14 protein-coding genes are annotated in these 14554 nt (G+C 53.1%); 8 read left to right on the top strand and 6 right to left on the bottom strand.

What is annotated here, in order from left to right; genetic code table 11:
- Nucleotides 1-92 precede the first annotated feature (92 nt).
- The 3 genes from ychF (at nucleotide 93) to THS27_RS03900 (ending at nucleotide 2905) form a co-directional block, all read left to right on the top strand.
- Complete coding sequence (gene ychF / locus THS27_RS03910; protein WP_085588061.1) at nucleotides 93-1196, top strand: redox-regulated ATPase YchF; 1104 nt, start codon at nucleotides 93-95, stop codon at nucleotides 1194-1196.
- A 309-nt stretch (nucleotides 1197-1505) separates the two neighbouring features.
- Complete coding sequence (locus tag THS27_RS03905) at nucleotides 1506-2246, top strand: GMP synthase (protein WP_085588059.1); 741 nt, start codon at nucleotides 1506-1508, stop codon at nucleotides 2244-2246.
- A 98-nt stretch (nucleotides 2247-2344) separates the two neighbouring features.
- Nucleotides 2345-2905, top strand: a complete 561-nt coding sequence (locus tag THS27_RS03900; protein WP_168184818.1) for an invasion associated locus B family protein — start codon at nucleotides 2345-2347, stop codon at nucleotides 2903-2905.
- A 116-nt stretch (nucleotides 2906-3021) separates the two neighbouring features.
- On the opposite strand, the gene THS27_RS03895 is transcribed toward THS27_RS03900, so the two are convergent.
- The 3 genes from THS27_RS03895 to THS27_RS03885 all read right to left on the bottom strand — a co-directional run bounded on the left by THS27_RS03895 (nucleotide 3022) and on the right by THS27_RS03885 (nucleotide 6429).
- A complete protein-coding gene (locus THS27_RS03895) occupies nucleotides 3022-4062 on the bottom strand; it encodes a zinc-dependent alcohol dehydrogenase family protein (RefSeq protein WP_085588055.1) in 1041 nt (346 codons plus the stop codon).
- Nucleotides 4063-4231: 169 nt separating this feature from the next.
- Nucleotides 4232-5332, bottom strand: a complete 1101-nt coding sequence (locus tag THS27_RS03890; protein ID WP_085588053.1) for a rhomboid family intramembrane serine protease — start codon at nucleotides 5330-5332, stop codon at nucleotides 4232-4234.
- Nucleotides 5333-5505: 173 nt separating this feature from the next.
- Entirely contained in the window at nucleotides 5506-6429 is a 924-nt protein-coding gene (locus THS27_RS03885; RefSeq protein ID WP_085588051.1) for a LysR substrate-binding domain-containing protein, read from the bottom strand.
- Nucleotides 6430-6594: 165 nt separating this feature from the next.
- Here THS27_RS03885 and THS27_RS03880 point away from each other — a divergent pair, with 165 nt between their 5' ends.
- Both THS27_RS03880 and THS27_RS03875 read left to right on the top strand, forming a co-directional pair.
- On the top strand, nucleotides 6595-7122 hold the full coding sequence (locus tag THS27_RS03880; protein WP_085588049.1) for a peroxiredoxin: 528 nt from the start codon (nucleotides 6595-6597) through the stop codon (nucleotides 7120-7122).
- Nucleotides 7123-7314: 192 nt separating this feature from the next.
- Nucleotides 7315-7848, top strand: a complete 534-nt coding sequence (locus THS27_RS03875; RefSeq protein ID WP_085588048.1) for a carboxymuconolactone decarboxylase family protein — start codon at nucleotides 7315-7317, stop codon at nucleotides 7846-7848.
- A gap of 153 nt (nucleotides 7849-8001) precedes the next feature.
- Here THS27_RS03875 and THS27_RS03870 read toward each other — a convergent pair whose 3' ends face one another.
- The 3 genes from THS27_RS03870 to THS27_RS03860 form a co-directional block, all read right to left on the bottom strand.
- On the bottom strand, nucleotides 8002-8820 hold the full coding sequence (locus THS27_RS03870) for an alpha/beta fold hydrolase (protein WP_085588046.1): 819 nt from the start codon (nucleotides 8818-8820) through the stop codon (nucleotides 8002-8004).
- 115 nt (nucleotides 8821-8935) lie between these two features.
- Nucleotides 8936-10138 carry an aspartate transaminase gene (locus THS27_RS03865; RefSeq protein ID WP_085588044.1) on the bottom strand — a complete coding sequence of 401 codons (1203 nt, stop codon included), beginning with the start codon at nucleotides 10136-10138 and terminating at the stop codon, nucleotides 8936-8938.
- Nucleotides 10139-10422: 284 nt separating this feature from the next.
- Nucleotides 10423-11358 carry a LysR family transcriptional regulator gene (locus tag THS27_RS03860; RefSeq protein WP_085588043.1) on the bottom strand — a complete coding sequence of 312 codons (936 nt, stop codon included), beginning with the start codon at nucleotides 11356-11358 and terminating at the stop codon, nucleotides 10423-10425.
- Between the two features lie 130 nt (nucleotides 11359-11488).
- On the opposite strand from THS27_RS03860, the gene THS27_RS03855 reads away from it, so the two are divergent.
- From THS27_RS03855 to THS27_RS03845, 3 genes are read left to right on the top strand one after another with little or no spacing between them, the layout of a single operon-like run.
- A complete protein-coding gene (locus tag THS27_RS03855) occupies nucleotides 11489-13303 on the top strand; it encodes a CocE/NonD family hydrolase (protein ID WP_085588042.1) in 1815 nt (604 codons plus the stop codon).
- Nucleotides 13300-13746: a hypothetical protein gene (locus THS27_RS03850; protein WP_085588040.1), complete on the top strand. Its 447-nt coding sequence runs from the start codon at nucleotides 13300-13302 to the stop codon at nucleotides 13744-13746. Before THS27_RS03855 ends, THS27_RS03850 begins: the two co-directional genes overlap by 4 nt.
- On the top strand, nucleotides 13746-14546 hold the full coding sequence (locus THS27_RS03845) for an ABC transporter permease (RefSeq protein WP_085588039.1): 801 nt from the start codon (nucleotides 13746-13748) through the stop codon (nucleotides 14544-14546). Before THS27_RS03850 ends, THS27_RS03845 begins: the two co-directional genes overlap by 1 nt.
- Nucleotides 14547-14554 lie beyond the last annotated feature (8 nt).

Below are 14554 nucleotides of genomic sequence, written 5' to 3'. Positions count from 1 at the left end.
AATTCGACGACACGATTATAAGTGCCATGGGTTGGTCGCGCTGCGGCATCCTTGGTGATATGTAAAATTCAGATGTGACGGAGCCCGGAAAGATGGGATTCAAATGTGGTATCGTTGGTCTGCCCAATGTTGGCAAATCGACCCTGTTTAACGCCCTGACACAGACGGCAGCCGCCGAAGCGGCCAATTTTCCGTTCTGCACGATTGAACCCAATACGGGCCGTGTCAGCGTTCCTGATGATCGCTTGGACAAAATCGTTGCCATTTCCAAATCGGCAACCATCATTCCGACCCAGCTGGAATTTGTTGATATTGCCGGTCTGGTGCGTGGTGCATCCAAGGGTGAAGGGCTGGGGAACCAGTTTTTGGCCAATATTCGCGAAACCGACGCTATTGTGCATGTTTTGCGCTGCTTTGAAGATGGCGACATCACCCATGTTGAAGGCTCGGTTGACCCGGTTCGCGATGCGGAAACCATCGAAACCGAACTGATGCTGGCTGATATGGAAAGCCTGGAAAAGCGCGTTACGGGTTTGCAAAAGCGGGCCAAAGGCAATGACAAGGACGCCAAGCTGACCCTTGAAATGGTTGAGCGTACCCTTGCTGTTTTGCGCGAAGGCAAACCGGCCCGTATTGTTGAAATCAACAATGACGATGAAGCCAAGGCATTTCGCATGTTGCAGCTTCTGACCAGCAAGCCTGTGCTTTACGCCTGCAATGTTGATGAAGACAGTGCTGCTGAAGGCAACGAATTTTCGGCCAAGGTTGCCGAAATGGCCGCCTCACAGGGCGCACGTTCGGTTGTGGTGTCTGCCGCGATTGAATCCGAGGTTGCCTTGCTTGAAAGTGCCGAAGAAAAGCAGGAATTCCTCGAAAGCCTTGGCCTTGAAGAAACCGGCCTGACCCGCGTTATTCGCGAAGGTTATAAATTGCTCGATCTTCTGACCTTCTTTACGGTTGGTCCGAAAGAAGCCCGCGCCTGGACCGTGTTTAACGGTGCAACGGCACCCAATGCGGCCGGTGTGATCCATACCGATTTTGAACGCGGGTTCATTAAGGCCGAAACCATGGCCTATGACGATTTTATTGCCTGCAATGGTGAATCGGGCGCGCGCGATGCGGGCAAGCTGCGTCAGGAAGGCAAAGGCTATATCGTTAAGGATGGCGATATTTTCCACTTTAAATTCAATGTCTGATCCCGTTCTCGGGTGATCAAAATTCGGGGCCGTCACGTTTATGCGTGGCGGCCTTTTTGTATCTGGCGATCGCGAAACGGCGCAAAATGGCCCGAAAGGGGCATTTTTTACCATTCCCTGCTTGCGTTTGTGCAACGCACCCGTCACCCTGATTTATCTGGAATGATGCAAAGCCTTAACACTGCCCGATGGGTGACAATGGCGTAGGCAACCAAACAGACCGGTACCGGTGTTTGAACCTTGTGCGCCGGGCGGGATGACCAGTTTGCATCAGAAACCGACAGGACGGATAAAGATAGGGACTTCGCAGTGAATTGTTTTTCGGGGCTGGCAAAGGTTCTTCTGGTTTTTAATTCTGCCCATGGTCGCCCTGGCCGGGTTGGCCGGGTTCTGGCCGAACTTGGATACGAGTTTGATATTCGTCGTCCGGGTGAAGGTGATGTTTTGCCTGCTGATCTGTCGCCGTGGCAGGGCGTCATCGTGTTTGGTGGCCCCATGAGTGCCAATGACGATCATGAACCCAATGTAGCGCGCATCATGGAATGGCTGCCAAATGTGGTGCAGTCCGATGCCTGGTATTTGGGGATCTGCCTGGGGGCGCAAATGATGGCGCGCAATCTGGGCGCGGTTGTTCAGCCCGATAAAGGGGAAAAAACCGAAATCGGGTATTATCCGGCTTATGCGACCGATGCGGGACGTGACCTTTTTCCTGCCAATATGATGGTCTATCACTGGCACAGTGAAGGATTTGACGTGCCCCCGGGGGGCGAATTGTTAATGACGGGTGATGTGTTTCCCAACCAGGCCTATCATGTTGATCGCCGGATATGGGGGATTCAGTTTCACCCCGAAGTTGACGATGATATTCATGAAAGCTGGCTGGAACGTGCGGCAGAAAAAACAAATCGCCCTAATGCGCAAAACCCCGACCAGCAACGTGCCGGACGCCAGGCATTTGATGCTGCATTTGGCGAATGGTTCGCTGGTTTCGCGCGTAAGGTTCTTTCACCTGGTGTCGGGATATCAAGTCTCTCGACACAGGATCGTTAGTTGGATAGACCATAGGATAAGTCTCAAGTGCGCAGGGTGTGGGAAATCTATACCCCTCATCTGAATGCGCCATTTTCATGATAGCGGGAGAATTAGGAATGCTGTTTGGCAAGGCGACGATGGTTCGTTGTGTGTTTGCGGCTGTTGGCGCGTTTATGGCGGTTGCGGCGGGTACAGCCCCGGCAATGGCACAAAATGCTGACCCGGCGGCAAGCAAAGGCCCGTTGTGGAAAAAGGAATGCGACGACAAAAACCCTGATCGTTGCCAGATTGGCCAACAGGTTTTCCTGCAAAAGGACGTCGAGGGCAAAAAGGAAACGGTTGGCCGTATTCTGGCCGTAACCGTGCAAAAGGCGGTTAACCCAAAAACCAAAGCCGAAGTCTCGATTTTGACCATGCAATTACCACTTGGCGTTGATTTGCGCCCGGGTATTGTTATCAAGGTGGATGATGGCAGCGAAATGAAGGTTATTTACGGTAAATGCACCAATGCGGGCTGTGATGCGGCATTGGTTATGTCCGATGACCTGGTTGCGGCAATGAAGGCTGGCGCCACCCTGTTTGTTGGTTTCCGTGCCTGGGGTAATGAGCAAACCCAGGTCATCAAGGCATCGCTGACCGGCTTTACCGCAGCGCTGAATTCAATCAGCCCAAGCTAGACATTAACTGAACTTTTTAATCGGAAATATCGATTGTAAATGTTGAATGCCGAATACCGTTATCTGGCGGTATTCGGCATTTTGCATGTGTGGTGTTTGGCAGGGAAATGTGTTGTTTAAAACCGGTCGATCACGGTAACACCTGTGCCGACAAAGCTGTCCATATTCATAAGGGCAGTTGCACCTTCGGCCAATGTAACGCGATCACCAATCAGCTTTTGCGGCGCGATTTTGCCACTTGCCACCATATCGAGCATCGCATCATAGCGAAATGCCTGCATCCCGTGGCTACCTAAAACTTCCAGTTCATGGGCAACAACCCGGTCCATTGGTATTTTGGCATGGGCATGATCACCGGTCATAAGGCCGATCTGGATGTGTTTGCCACGCTTGCGCAGGCATGAAACCGAATTAAAACACGTAACCGCACTGCCCAGCCCGTCGACCGAAACATGTGCGCCGCCATGTGACAAATCACGAATGGCAGCGGGGATATCGACGATGCTTTTGGCATTAAGTGTGTAATTGGCGCCAATGGTTTTGGCAAAATCCAGTTTTTCGTCGTCAATATCAATGGCAATAACATTGGCCCCGGCCGCCTGTGCAATCATGATGGCAGAAAGCCCGACGCCGCCACAGCCATGCACCGCGACCCATTGCCCGGCGCGAACCTGCCCCTGGTCAATCACCCCGCGAAAACTGGTGGCAAACCGGCAGCCAAGGCTGGCAGCGGTGACGTAATCCATGCTGTCGGGCAGGGTTACCAGGTTGCCGTCGGCATAATCAATGGCAACATATTGGGCAAAGCTGCCCCAGGCGGTAAAACCGGGCTGAAATTGCTGATCACAAATTTGCTGGTTGCCACTATGGCATTGCGGACAATGCCCGCACCCTGAAACAAATGGCACTGTTACCCGGTCACCAATTTTAAAGCGCTGGATGTGTTTGCCCGTTGCAACGATTTTACCGGCAAATTCATGGCCCGGTACGTGGGGCAAATGAACATCGGAATCGTGGCCCATCCAGCCGTGCCAGTCACTGCGACACAGGCCGGTGGCACCCACCTCAATCACAACACCATGATCGCCCGGTTCAGGGTCTTGCAGTTTTTGAATCTCGATCGGGCCCTGGAACTCTTCAAAACAGGCAGCAAGCATCGGGTTTCTCCACAAAATCTGGTATCGACCGGATACATTCTGTTTCCGGTTAAGTCACGTAATTTCAATATCGTAATGCGCTTTGGTCAATCGGCAAAACATTGATCATAAAGTTTCTGTACGGCTGTCGCGTCTATTGCTGTTCGGTCATCGTCCTGATTACAGGTATTTAGGTGTTGTTGCCATTTTCGTCGTTATTACGGTGTGAACGGGGTACGCCAGGAACGCCAATACCATGCCGTTTAGGCCCGGTATCGGGCGATTGCCCGTGCGATTGGGCCGGCGGTTCGCCCCACGGACGGGCCGGGCGGGACGATGGCTTGTTTTCCGTCTGGCTCAGGTCATGGCCGTAAATGGTGCTTCCAGGTTGCCAGGTCCAGGTTTCGGGCTGTTCGTTTTTGGGAGTGTTTTGGCTGTTGTTGGATGATCCGGTATTAAACCCGCGTCGCGCATTTCTTTTTGCAGCTTTTTCACGCTCATAGGCGGCAGCCCAGGGCGGAGCGTTAAAACTGAATTGCGGTGTCGATCCATCGGCATTCGGGCGCTGGCGACCGGGCCGGTAAACACCAAAAACCGGCTGTTGTTTGGGGCCACCCTGCCACAAGGGGACATGGCGGTATTTGAAAAACGGGATCAGCAGTAACCCGGCAGCAAAACCTGCGACATGGGCGGCCCATGCCACGCCATCATTTACCCCGGTGGACAGGTTGATTACCTGCATACCAATCCAGAATCCTAAAACGACAACGGCAGGGACATAGAAAATCAGCACCCAGAAAAACCATACCAATACCCGCGCCTTGGGAAACAGCAGAAAATAGGCCCCCAAAACGCCAGCCAATGCGCCGGATGCCCCGATCATGGGGATTTGCGATGTGGTATCGGCCACGGCATGGCCAAGGGCCGCGGCAACCCCGCACAGCAGGTAAAAGGCCAGAAATCGCCAATGCCCCATCGCATCTTCGACATTGTTGCCAAATACCCATAAATACAGCATATTTCCGGCAATATGCATCCAGCCGCCATGCATGAACATGGCAGTAAAGATGGTCAAAAATTCGAATCCGGGTGGAAATACCGAAAATTCGGGCGGCAATTCAATATTGCCAAACAGCACGGCGGGAATGGCACCAAATTCGATATTGGCGCGAATAATGCCGCGATGGCCCAGTGACAAGGTCATCACAAAAACCACGACATTCACTGCAATCAATCCCCATGTGACCCAGGGTGTGAGGGTGGTGGGGTTGTTATCCTTGATCGGCAGCATCGGCGTTTTTTCCGTTATGGTTCCTGTTATCGCGGCAGGTTAGCAGATTTGTGTGCCGGTTCATAAACATGACCGGAATGGCAGCCCGTATGACAGCAACCTGATGTGTGAACGTACAACCAGCTTAAATCGCTTTTAAACACGGTTATGGCGGGTTATCGCGCCAAACGACTTCATGCCACGTCAGCGGCCCGGCACGGGTTTAATGCCCCGCGCAAATAGGCACCCAGTTTGCGATATTCGGCCTTGCGTGCCGAACTGCGCCGCCAGACCAGCCCGATACGCCGAACCGGTACCGGGTTTTCGAAGGGCAAAATCGCAATCGAGTCGCGGCGGCGTGCTTCGACTTCCAGCGCCATCTCCGGCAACAAGGTCGAACCAATTCCGGCGGCGACCATTTGCACCAGGGTGGACAGGCTGTTGGCCTGAAAATCGGCCGATTTGCTCCATCCGGCACGCTGGCAAATTTCCAGCGCCTGATCGCGCAGGCAGTGCCCGTCTTCCAGCAACAACAGTTTTTCGTCTTTGATATCGTCGATATTGATGTGTTTTTTCGCCGTTAGCGGGTTTTCCGGGCTACAGGCAAAAACAAACCGGTCTTCAAACAGGTCCATTTCTTCCAGGCCGTTTTCCTCGATCGGAAGTGCGATCAGGGCCAGGTCCAGTTTGCCTGCCAATAGCAGATCAACCAGCTTTGCTGTTTGGTCTTCGCGCAAAAACGGCTGCATTTTAGGAAAGCCGCTACGCAGCCTTGCCATGACATCGGGCAGCAGATAGGGGCCGATGGTCGGGATAACACCAATATTGATGGGTCCAACCAGGGGTTGGTTGGCCGCATGGGCAACAATGGCAAGTTCATCGACCTCGCGCAGAATATGCCGCGCCCGCGAAACAACTTCCTGTCCCAGCGCCGTTATCAGTACCTGGCGCTTGTTTCGCTCCACCAATTGCGCTCCCAACAGGTTTTCCAGCTCGCTAATGGCGGCGGAAAGGCTGGGCTGGGTGATAAAGCAGGCTTCGGCTGCGCGGCCAAAATGGCCGGTTTCCGCCAGCGCGACCAGATATTTTAGCTGTTTGATGCTGGGTTGGGCGGCCATAAATTTTTCCTATCGAAAAACCAGATTTATTTTATTGGTCATAGGTAATGCAATTATCTACAAATCGCTACCAGCGATGTTGCTTTTTGCACATGCACACTAAATTTAAGAGGGCCCATCGGGGGCCTTAAGGGATTTTAGTAAAGAAGCGTTAGGAGTACAGACATGCTTACAGTTGGTGATACCCTTCCTGAATTCAATCTTACCGGTGTTTCGGGCAAAACCGATGCCAGCTTTGCGCCGGTTACCGATAAATCCCACGAAGGTAAGTGGAAGATCCTGTTCTTCTGGCCGAAAGACTTCACCTTTGTCTGCCCGACCGAAATCGTGGGTTATGGCGAACTGAACGGTGATTTTGAAGACCGTGATGCCGTTCTGCTCGGCTGCTCGACCGATACCGATTTCGTCCACGCCGCCTGGCGCACCCACCACGAAGATCTGGGCGATAGCCCGTTCGTGTGGCTGGCTGACGAAAAGAAAGAACTGGCAAATGCACTTGGCGTTATTGCCAAAGGCGAAGGCGTTGCCCTGCGCGCCACTTTCATCGTCGATCCGGAAGGCATCATTCGCCACGTTCAGGTGAACGATCTTTCTGTTGGTCGTAACCCGCAGGAAACCCTGCGTATTCTTCATGCACTGCAGACAGACGAACTTTGCCCGTGCAATTGGAACAAGGGTGAAGCCACCCTCTAAGCCACTGGCTTGGATTTGGCTTGAATTCAGGACCGGGCAAATTGCCCGGTCCACTTTGACCCGCACGGAATTTAACGTGCCAGCCGAATTTGTGGCAGGGTCCCTGCGCTGCCTGATATCGGGTTGCGCCGGTTCGCCAAAGGCGCGCCGGAAATTAGCGTTAATTTTTTCACAAAATTCAGGATGTTTCCGATGTCTATCGCTGAAATTAAAGATAGCTTACCGGCCTATGCCAAGGACTTGAAGCTGAACCTCGGTACTCTTTTCAGTAACCCCGGCATGACCGATCAGCAGGTTTATGGAACGGCACTGGCGTGTGCCTATGCGTCGCGCAATGCAAAATTGCTGCGTGCTGTGGTCGCCGAAGCCGAAGGAAAATTGTCTGCCGAAGCACTGGAAGCCTCCAAGGGGGCCGCTGCGATCATGGGTATGAACAATATCTATTACCGGTTCACGCATCTGGTGTCGGAAAAAGAATATGCCACCATGCCCGCCCGCCTGCGCATGAACATCATTGGTAAACCGGGCATCGACAAAGCCGATTTTGAGCTGTTTTCGCTGGCCGTATCGGCCATCAATGGCTGCGGCATGTGCATTGATAGCCACGAAAAGGTTCTCAAACAGGCAGGCCTGAACAAGGAAGTTGTTCAGAACGCTGTGCGCATTGCGTCAGTTATCCATGCCGTTGCCGCTGTGCTCGATGCTGAAGACGCGCTTGAAGGTTAAGTTGCAACGACCCTGTCTTTCTCCCCCAGGACAGCTAGGATGATGGCTGAAACATCCGTTATCCTTAAGCCTCAACCCCGATGACCTTTCCCCGGTCATTGGGGTTTTTTATTTTGCCGGGGCGGCTTCTGCCGCAGGACATGCTCCAACCTTTCAAAAAGTGTCCAGAAAGTGACGAACCGACTCGAGGACATCATCTGGGGCTTCAAGGTGGGGAATGTGGCCGCAGCCCTTGATAATATGGGCTGTTACCGGGCCACCAGTATGGTCGCGAATGGTGGTGACCTGTTGATCGCTGCCAAACGGGTCTTCATCGCCTTGCAATATTAAGGCGGGGCAGGTGATGGCAGGCAGTTCATCAATCATTTGCCAGTTTTTGAAATCCGGTTGCCGCCATGTATCGACCCAGGCCCGGAAAACGGTGTCGGTCTGATCAAAATGGTGGCGTTCCAGGCGCGACTTCCAGTCGGTACTTGCATAGGTTTGTGCGGCCGTTTCAATGCCGTTAATCGTTACATCCTCCACAAATACATGGGCGGCCAGGCTGATCACCGCGCGTGGCACGGTGGGAAAACGCGCGGCATATTTAAGTGCAATGGTCGCCCCGTCACTGTGACCAAACAGGATGGGATTTTTCAGGTTTTGCTGGGTGATCAGGCCGTGCAAAAAGCGGTCGGTTTCCTCGTTATGGAAATCAACCGGGCGCGGCACAACCTTTTGCGGGTCCGATGTGCCGTGACCGCGCCTTTCATAAACCAGGCAGGTAAGCCCGGTTTCATTTGCCAGCCTTTGCGGAAAATCGCGCCACATGCGAATGGTGCCCAGCGCTTCATGCAGCATGACAATGGTCGGGGCGTCGCCATTCGCCCACATCACAGGCGGCGGGGCGGCTGGTGCGGGTGGTTCTGGCGTGACGGACTGGCAGGCAAGGCGCACCCCGTCGATGGTGATGCTAAAATTGCTAACCGGCATGGCTTTCCTGATTTATCGGTTATTTGGTACTGATTTATGGGATTTATCATGCGCCAAAAAACAAAGCCCGGCAAGACTGCCGGGCTTTGATCGGAAACTGGTAAAGGTGCGAAGCTTATTTCAGCGCAGCACAGGCGCGTTTAATGCGCTTGCAGGCTTCTTCAAGGGCTTCGGTGGATGTGGCATAGGAAATGCGGAAATACGGTGCCAGACCAAAGGCCGTTCCCTGAACCGCAGCAACGCCTTCAGCTTCAAGAAGGTAGGTCACAAAATCGGTATCGGTTTCGATTTTTTTGCCATCTGGCGTGGTTTTGCCAATGGTTCCGGCGCAAGACGGATAGACATAAAATGCCCCTTCCGGCTTTTTGCAGCTCAGGCCTTCACATTCGTTAATCTTTGCCACAACCAGATCACGGCGCGATTTGAAAACTTCGGCGCGTTCAGCAAGGAAGTCCTGCGGACCATTGAGGGCTTCAACCGAAGCCGCCTGGCTGATCGAGGAGGTATGGGTGCTGCTTTGCGACTGAACCTTGTTGATCGCCTTGATCAGCTCAACCGGGCCAGCGGCATAACCCAAACGCCAGCCGGTCATGGCATAGGATTTGGACACACCGTTGCACGTCAGGGTGCGGGCCTTCAGTTTCGGTTCGATCTGGGCGATGGTGGTGAATTCAAACCCGTCATAGACCAAGTGTTCATACATGTCGTCGGACATGACATAAACATGTTCGTGCTTCAGCAAAACGTCGGCCAGTGCGCGCAGTTCGGCGCGTGAATAGGCCGCACCGGTCGGGTTTGATGGCGAGTTGAGGACCACCCATTTGGTTTTCGGCGTGATCGCGGCTTCAAGTTCGGCAGGTGTAATCTTGAAGTCGTTTTCTTCCTGGCATTCAACAATGACAGGGGTGCCTTCGGCCATCAGCGCCATGTCGGGATAAGAAACCCAATACGGTGCCGGGATCACAACTTCGTCGCCCGGGTTCAGGGTTGCAAACAGGGCATTAAACAATGTCTGCTTGCCACCACAGCCAACGGTGATTTCGTCGATGGTGTATTCCAGGTCGTTTTCGCGTTTGAACTTGGCGACAATCGCTTTGCGCAGCGCCGGAGTACCAGCGACCGGAGTATATTTGGTCTGGCCAGCATCAAGGGCAGCTTTGGCAGCGTCTTTAATGTTGTCGGGGGTATCGAAATCCGGCTCGCCTGCGCCAAGGCCGATGACATCAACGCCAGCAGCTTTGAGTTCTGCGGCCTTGGTGGTGACAGCAATGGTAGGAGAAGGTTTGATACGGCTCAAACGATCGGCAATAAACGCCATTGGTCTGTTTCCCTGGAATGAAATGAGAAATGGAAAGACTCTTGTTCTTTCGGGTGGACCCTACGCCCGGTTCTAATGCAATTCAAGTTGGTTTAGGTGCTTTTGCGGGTTCTTTGGGATGTTTTAATGCCTCAATTGCGGGTTAGGCGATGATTCGGTCGTTTAAACGCGGTTGGCCGTTGTGGGTTCCGTAAAAGTTTTGATGACATTCGCCCAAGAGGGCTCGCCGTCGTACCGGGCGTGTGGAATCTGACTTGCGCGAAAGGTATCGATGGCACCGCGTTTTACAGTCGTAAAGACAGTCTGACGTCGTCATCGAAAATGTGACGTGCAAGTTCGGTTGTTCTGTGTCGAATTTCGGTGGCGACTTCATCGACGATTTCGGTTCGGTTCCGTCCGGCCGGATACAAAAACCCGTATTTTAAAATGCCGCCGGGTTCAAAAGGGCGGATCACCAAATCCTCAACGCCGCTCGATAATGCGACGAAAGGGTCCGCAAGACAGCAGCCGAGATTTAGCCCTGCCATTTGACAGGCGATAACCCCGTTGCGCGCCTCCACGCGGACATTGAGACGTTTTCCCGTCCTTTTAACAAGAGACTGGAGGTGCTGTCCGAGGAGAGAGCGGGCATGAGTCGCAATGATTTGATGACTGGAAAAATCATCGAAGGTGACGACTTTTTTGGCTGCAAGAGGGTGAGACGGGTTCATAACCGCGACCATTGGCAGTTCCAGAAAGGGTTCGATGTTAAAAACGCCCTCTTTAATCGGCAGGGGGGCAATGCCGAGATCAAAGGTTTCCTCTGTAACCCAGACATCAATATCAAGGCGCACACGAGAGTCGATTTGTGCTGTCATATCGGGGCGGCGCATCATGATCTGCGCCAGTGTCTGGTTAATGACGGCATGTGAAATAAACGGTGCAGCAAGGATACGAATATGCTCGGTTTTGCCCCGCCGGATTTGATCTGCGCGCAAGTTCAGATCATCGTGGCAAAGCATAAGTCTTTCTACTTCTTGATAAAATTCCTTTCCTTCTTTGGTAAGACGAAGCCGCCTCCCACGACGTGATAACACGGGAAAACCAACCTCGTCTTCCAGTGCAGAAAGCAGACGGCTTATTTGGGGGGCCGTTCTGAAAAGGCGATCCGATGCTCCACTGACAGAGCCGGTTTCGACGAAGGCGCGCAGTGCCTCCAGAGATTTATGATTGATCGGCATACCCGTCTCCGCATCGATCGAAATGTAAACACTTTCGTAAAGCGTAACTAAAGTGAAGAATAATTCACTTTACGCAAGTAAATTTATTCGCTTGTCTAATTATAAGAATAACAAACACGGACGCATTTTGATGACCTCTTTCCCTGACTTGCAAAGCCGCATCGCCGCCTATGAGGCAGAGCGCCCTGTGCCCTACACATTGCCCGACGTGCCTGTTTCCAGGTATGTGACGATGCGCGATGGATGCCGACTTGCCGTCGATGTCTATCTGCCGCAAGGGGCGGATCCAGAGGTGCAATTTCCGGCATTGATGTTGTTCACACCGTATTTTCGCCGTTTTAAGCTTACCCCTGATTCTACAACAATCCCGAACCCGAACACCGGTAAATTCAGCGATTATTTTGTACCTCGCGGATATGCCGTCATCGTGATCGATGTGCGCGGTACCGGTGCCAGTTTTGGAACAAGAGACGGATTTCGCTCCCCCTCTGAGCGCCTTGATAGCGCTGAGGTTGCCGATTGGGTGGTCGGTCAAAAATGGTCCAATGGCGTGATCGGGGCCACCGGGATTTCGTATCTTGGCGCGGCTTCAGACTTTCTGGCATCCACGGGTCATCGGGCGGTAAAGGCCATCGCACCGTTGTTTTCTGTCTGGGATACGTATTCGGACAACTATTTTCCTGGTGGCATGCAGTGCGCCTCGCTGACCCAGATTTATGATAACCTGATGAAAGGTCTCGATCTGGATCAGCGGGCCTATCTCAAGGATTATAAATACTATGCAAGCCCGGATTATCTTGGTCCGCAGCCGGTAGACGAGGATCCGTCCGGTGCGCTGGTCGCGGCTGCGGTGGCAGAGCATCAGGCCAATTTCCGCCAGACCGATTTTATGGCTGACTTGTGCTATCGCGAACAGGGGCTTCCTTATGATCCGGACTATTCCAGTGCGTCGATCAGCCCTTATTCATATTGTGATGGCGTCAAAGAGGACGTAGCAATTCTGTCCATGTCTGGCTGGATGGATGGTGCAGGCTATGCCAACGGTGCGATTTCGCGGTTTCTGACGCTTGATAAAAACCCGCACCACCTTTTGCTTGGCCCGTGGGACCATGGTGCGCGAATTGATGTTTCGCCCTGGCGCGCTTTTGAAACCCCAACGTTTTCGATGCTGGGCGCCGTTTTGCGGTTTTTTGATACCTATTTGATGGACATGAATACCGGATTGCGCACCGAGCCGCCCGTTGCCTATTTTAAAATGCACGAAGAAGCATGGGGCGAGGCGGAAACCTGGCCGCCCAAACCAGCCCAGCTTGTTTTGTACCCCGATCAGGCTGGCGGGTTAGGCGCACAAAGCGTAACCGGGACGGCAGACTATCAATGTGTGCCCGAAACTGGCACCGGGTTTGAAACACGTTATGAGCGGATCGCCGGGATGGATTCGCGAAATTATTACTGTGATTGGCAAGGCCGAACCGATCTTATGCTTTCGTTTGACAGTGCGCCGATGACGGAAGATACGACGATCTCAGGGCATGCTTTGCTTGATATGGCAGCCCGTTTCGATGCACCGGACGCCGGGCTTTTCATTTATTTGACCGAAATTGAAGCCGACGGGACAGAGCGTTACATCACCGAAGGTATTTTGCGGGCGCTTTTCCGTGGTGAAGAAGCCGCACCGGAGAATATCCGCATCAACTGGCCTTTCCGAAGCTATCGTCGTGAGAGTGCGCGCCCCTTGCCGCTAAACGAAGTACAGCGCATTCGTATTCCCCTGTTACCAACGGCCTGGACATTGGCGAAAGGCAGTAAACTGCGCCTTTCGATTTCGGGCGCAGACAAGGATCACTTTAAAAAAGTGCCCCACGGCAAAATGGCCAACATCACGCTTGAATTGTCGGAAACCCGGCTTGTTTTGCCACTGGACCAGGAGAGGTCCGCGATATGAGTGCCATGGCAAAGGGGATCGATATGATGCTTGGCGAGATGCGCGATGTAACTGAGATTATCGCGGCAACTGCCCTGCGCTATCACCCGGATGGCGGTGAACGGATTTATTCGACCCACCCGGATCGTTTTCCCGATGCCGGTTTCAAGCGATTTGAGGATGCACCGACGATGGCCCGTGTGCGTGACGCCAATGCTGCGGTGTTGACCAATGGGGCAGAGGCGCTTCGTGCAGGCTTTCCCGACTGGCAAAGAATTCTTGAGGGCGGTTGTGATGCTATCATCAATATCCCGGTGCGGGCACCATCTGGCGAAGTGCTGGGTCAACTTAATCTGATGGCGCGCGCAGGATGTTTCCCCACGGAAAGCCTTGCCCGCCTGCAAGTCATCGCAGATCAAAATGCGTCATGTTTTTTGGATCAGACTTCAAAGGAGATACTCTGATGCGGTTGACACGCCTGACCTACCGGGGCGTGATTTTTCTCGCCTATCTTGTCATGCTGCTTCCGGTGTTGTTGCTGGTTGTGACATCCTTTTTTAAAGACACCATCATTACGTTTCCACCTTCGGGATTATCACTTGAATGGTATGCGAACGCGATTGATCGCGAAGAATTCCTGAGCGGATTCATCGTCAGTTTCAAGGTGGCGGCATTGGCAACCCTTATCGGTGTGCCGTTGGGGATGGCGGCAGCGCTGGCACTTACACGCAGTGCGATCCGGGGCAAGCAGGCAATCACGACCTTTCTTTTGGGGCCGATCATTGTGCCGGGGATTGTGGCGGGCACGGCACTTTATCTTACTTTTCTTGTGGCTCAAAACCAGTTGGATATGGATATCGTCGGCACTTTGCCGGGCCTGGTTGCGGCGCATATTTTGTTGACGATACCCTGGACAGTGCGTGTTGCAACCGCAGGCTTACAGGGCTTGGACAAAAGTGTTGAGGAGGCAGCCGCCAATCTTGGGGCACGTCCCTGGACCGTGTTTATGCGGGTTACTCTGCCCATGATGCGCCCGGCGATTGTCGCCGCCTCGATGTTTTCCTTTATCCAGAGTTTTGAAAACCTTGAACTGACCCTGCTTTTGGTTGGTCCGGGAATGAGCACTCTGCCAATCGCGATGCTGAACTATCTTGAGTTCCAGATCGACCCGACGCTTGCTGCGGTTGCGACCATTCAGGTCGTTGTTATTGCCGCAATGATGTTGATCACGGACCGTTACGTAAAACTCTCGCGCATCGTCTGACATTGGAG

The organism is Thalassospira sp. MCCC 1A01428 (genome assembly GCF_002115825.1).
Classification (GTDB): Bacteria; Pseudomonadota; Alphaproteobacteria; order Rhodospirillales; family Thalassospiraceae; genus Thalassospira.
Note: the sequence above shows the minus strand (reverse complement) of the source record. Positions and strands in the feature narration are given on the sequence as shown.

Coding starts and splice junctions, on each gene's coding strand:
- ychF (WP_085588061.1), top strand. CDS start 93: ATGGGATTCAAATGTGGTATCGTTGGTCTGCCCAATGTTGGCAAATCG.
- THS27_RS03900 (WP_168184818.1), top strand. CDS start 2,345: ATGCTGTTTGGCAAGGCGACGATGGTTCGTTGTGTGTTTGCGGCTGTT.
- THS27_RS03895 (WP_085588055.1), bottom strand. CDS start 4,062: ATGCTTGCTGCCTGTTTTGAAGAGTTCCAGGGCCCGATCGAGATTCAA.
- THS27_RS03890 (WP_085588053.1), bottom strand. CDS start 5,332: ATGCTGCCGATCAAGGATAACAACCCCACCACCCTCACACCCTGGGTC.
- THS27_RS03885 (WP_085588051.1), bottom strand. CDS start 6,429: ATGGCCGCCCAACCCAGCATCAAACAGCTAAAATATCTGGTCGCGCTG.
- THS27_RS03880 (WP_085588049.1), top strand. CDS start 6,595: ATGCTTACAGTTGGTGATACCCTTCCTGAATTCAATCTTACCGGTGTT.
- THS27_RS03875 (WP_085588048.1), top strand. CDS start 7,315: ATGTCTATCGCTGAAATTAAAGATAGCTTACCGGCCTATGCCAAGGAC.
- THS27_RS03870 (WP_085588046.1), bottom strand. CDS start 8,820: ATGCCGGTTAGCAATTTTAGCATCACCATCGACGGGGTGCGCCTTGCC.
- THS27_RS03865 (WP_085588044.1), bottom strand. CDS start 10,138: ATGGCGTTTATTGCCGATCGTTTGAGCCGTATCAAACCTTCTCCTACC.
- THS27_RS03860 (WP_085588043.1), bottom strand. CDS start 11,358: ATGCCGATCAATCATAAATCTCTGGAGGCACTGCGCGCCTTCGTCGAA.
- THS27_RS03855 (WP_085588042.1), top strand. CDS start 11,489: ATGACCTCTTTCCCTGACTTGCAAAGCCGCATCGCCGCCTATGAGGCA.
- THS27_RS03850 (WP_085588040.1), top strand. CDS start 13,300: ATGAGTGCCATGGCAAAGGGGATCGATATGATGCTTGGCGAGATGCGC.
- THS27_RS03845 (WP_085588039.1), top strand. CDS start 13,746: ATGCGGTTGACACGCCTGACCTACCGGGGCGTGATTTTTCTCGCCTAT.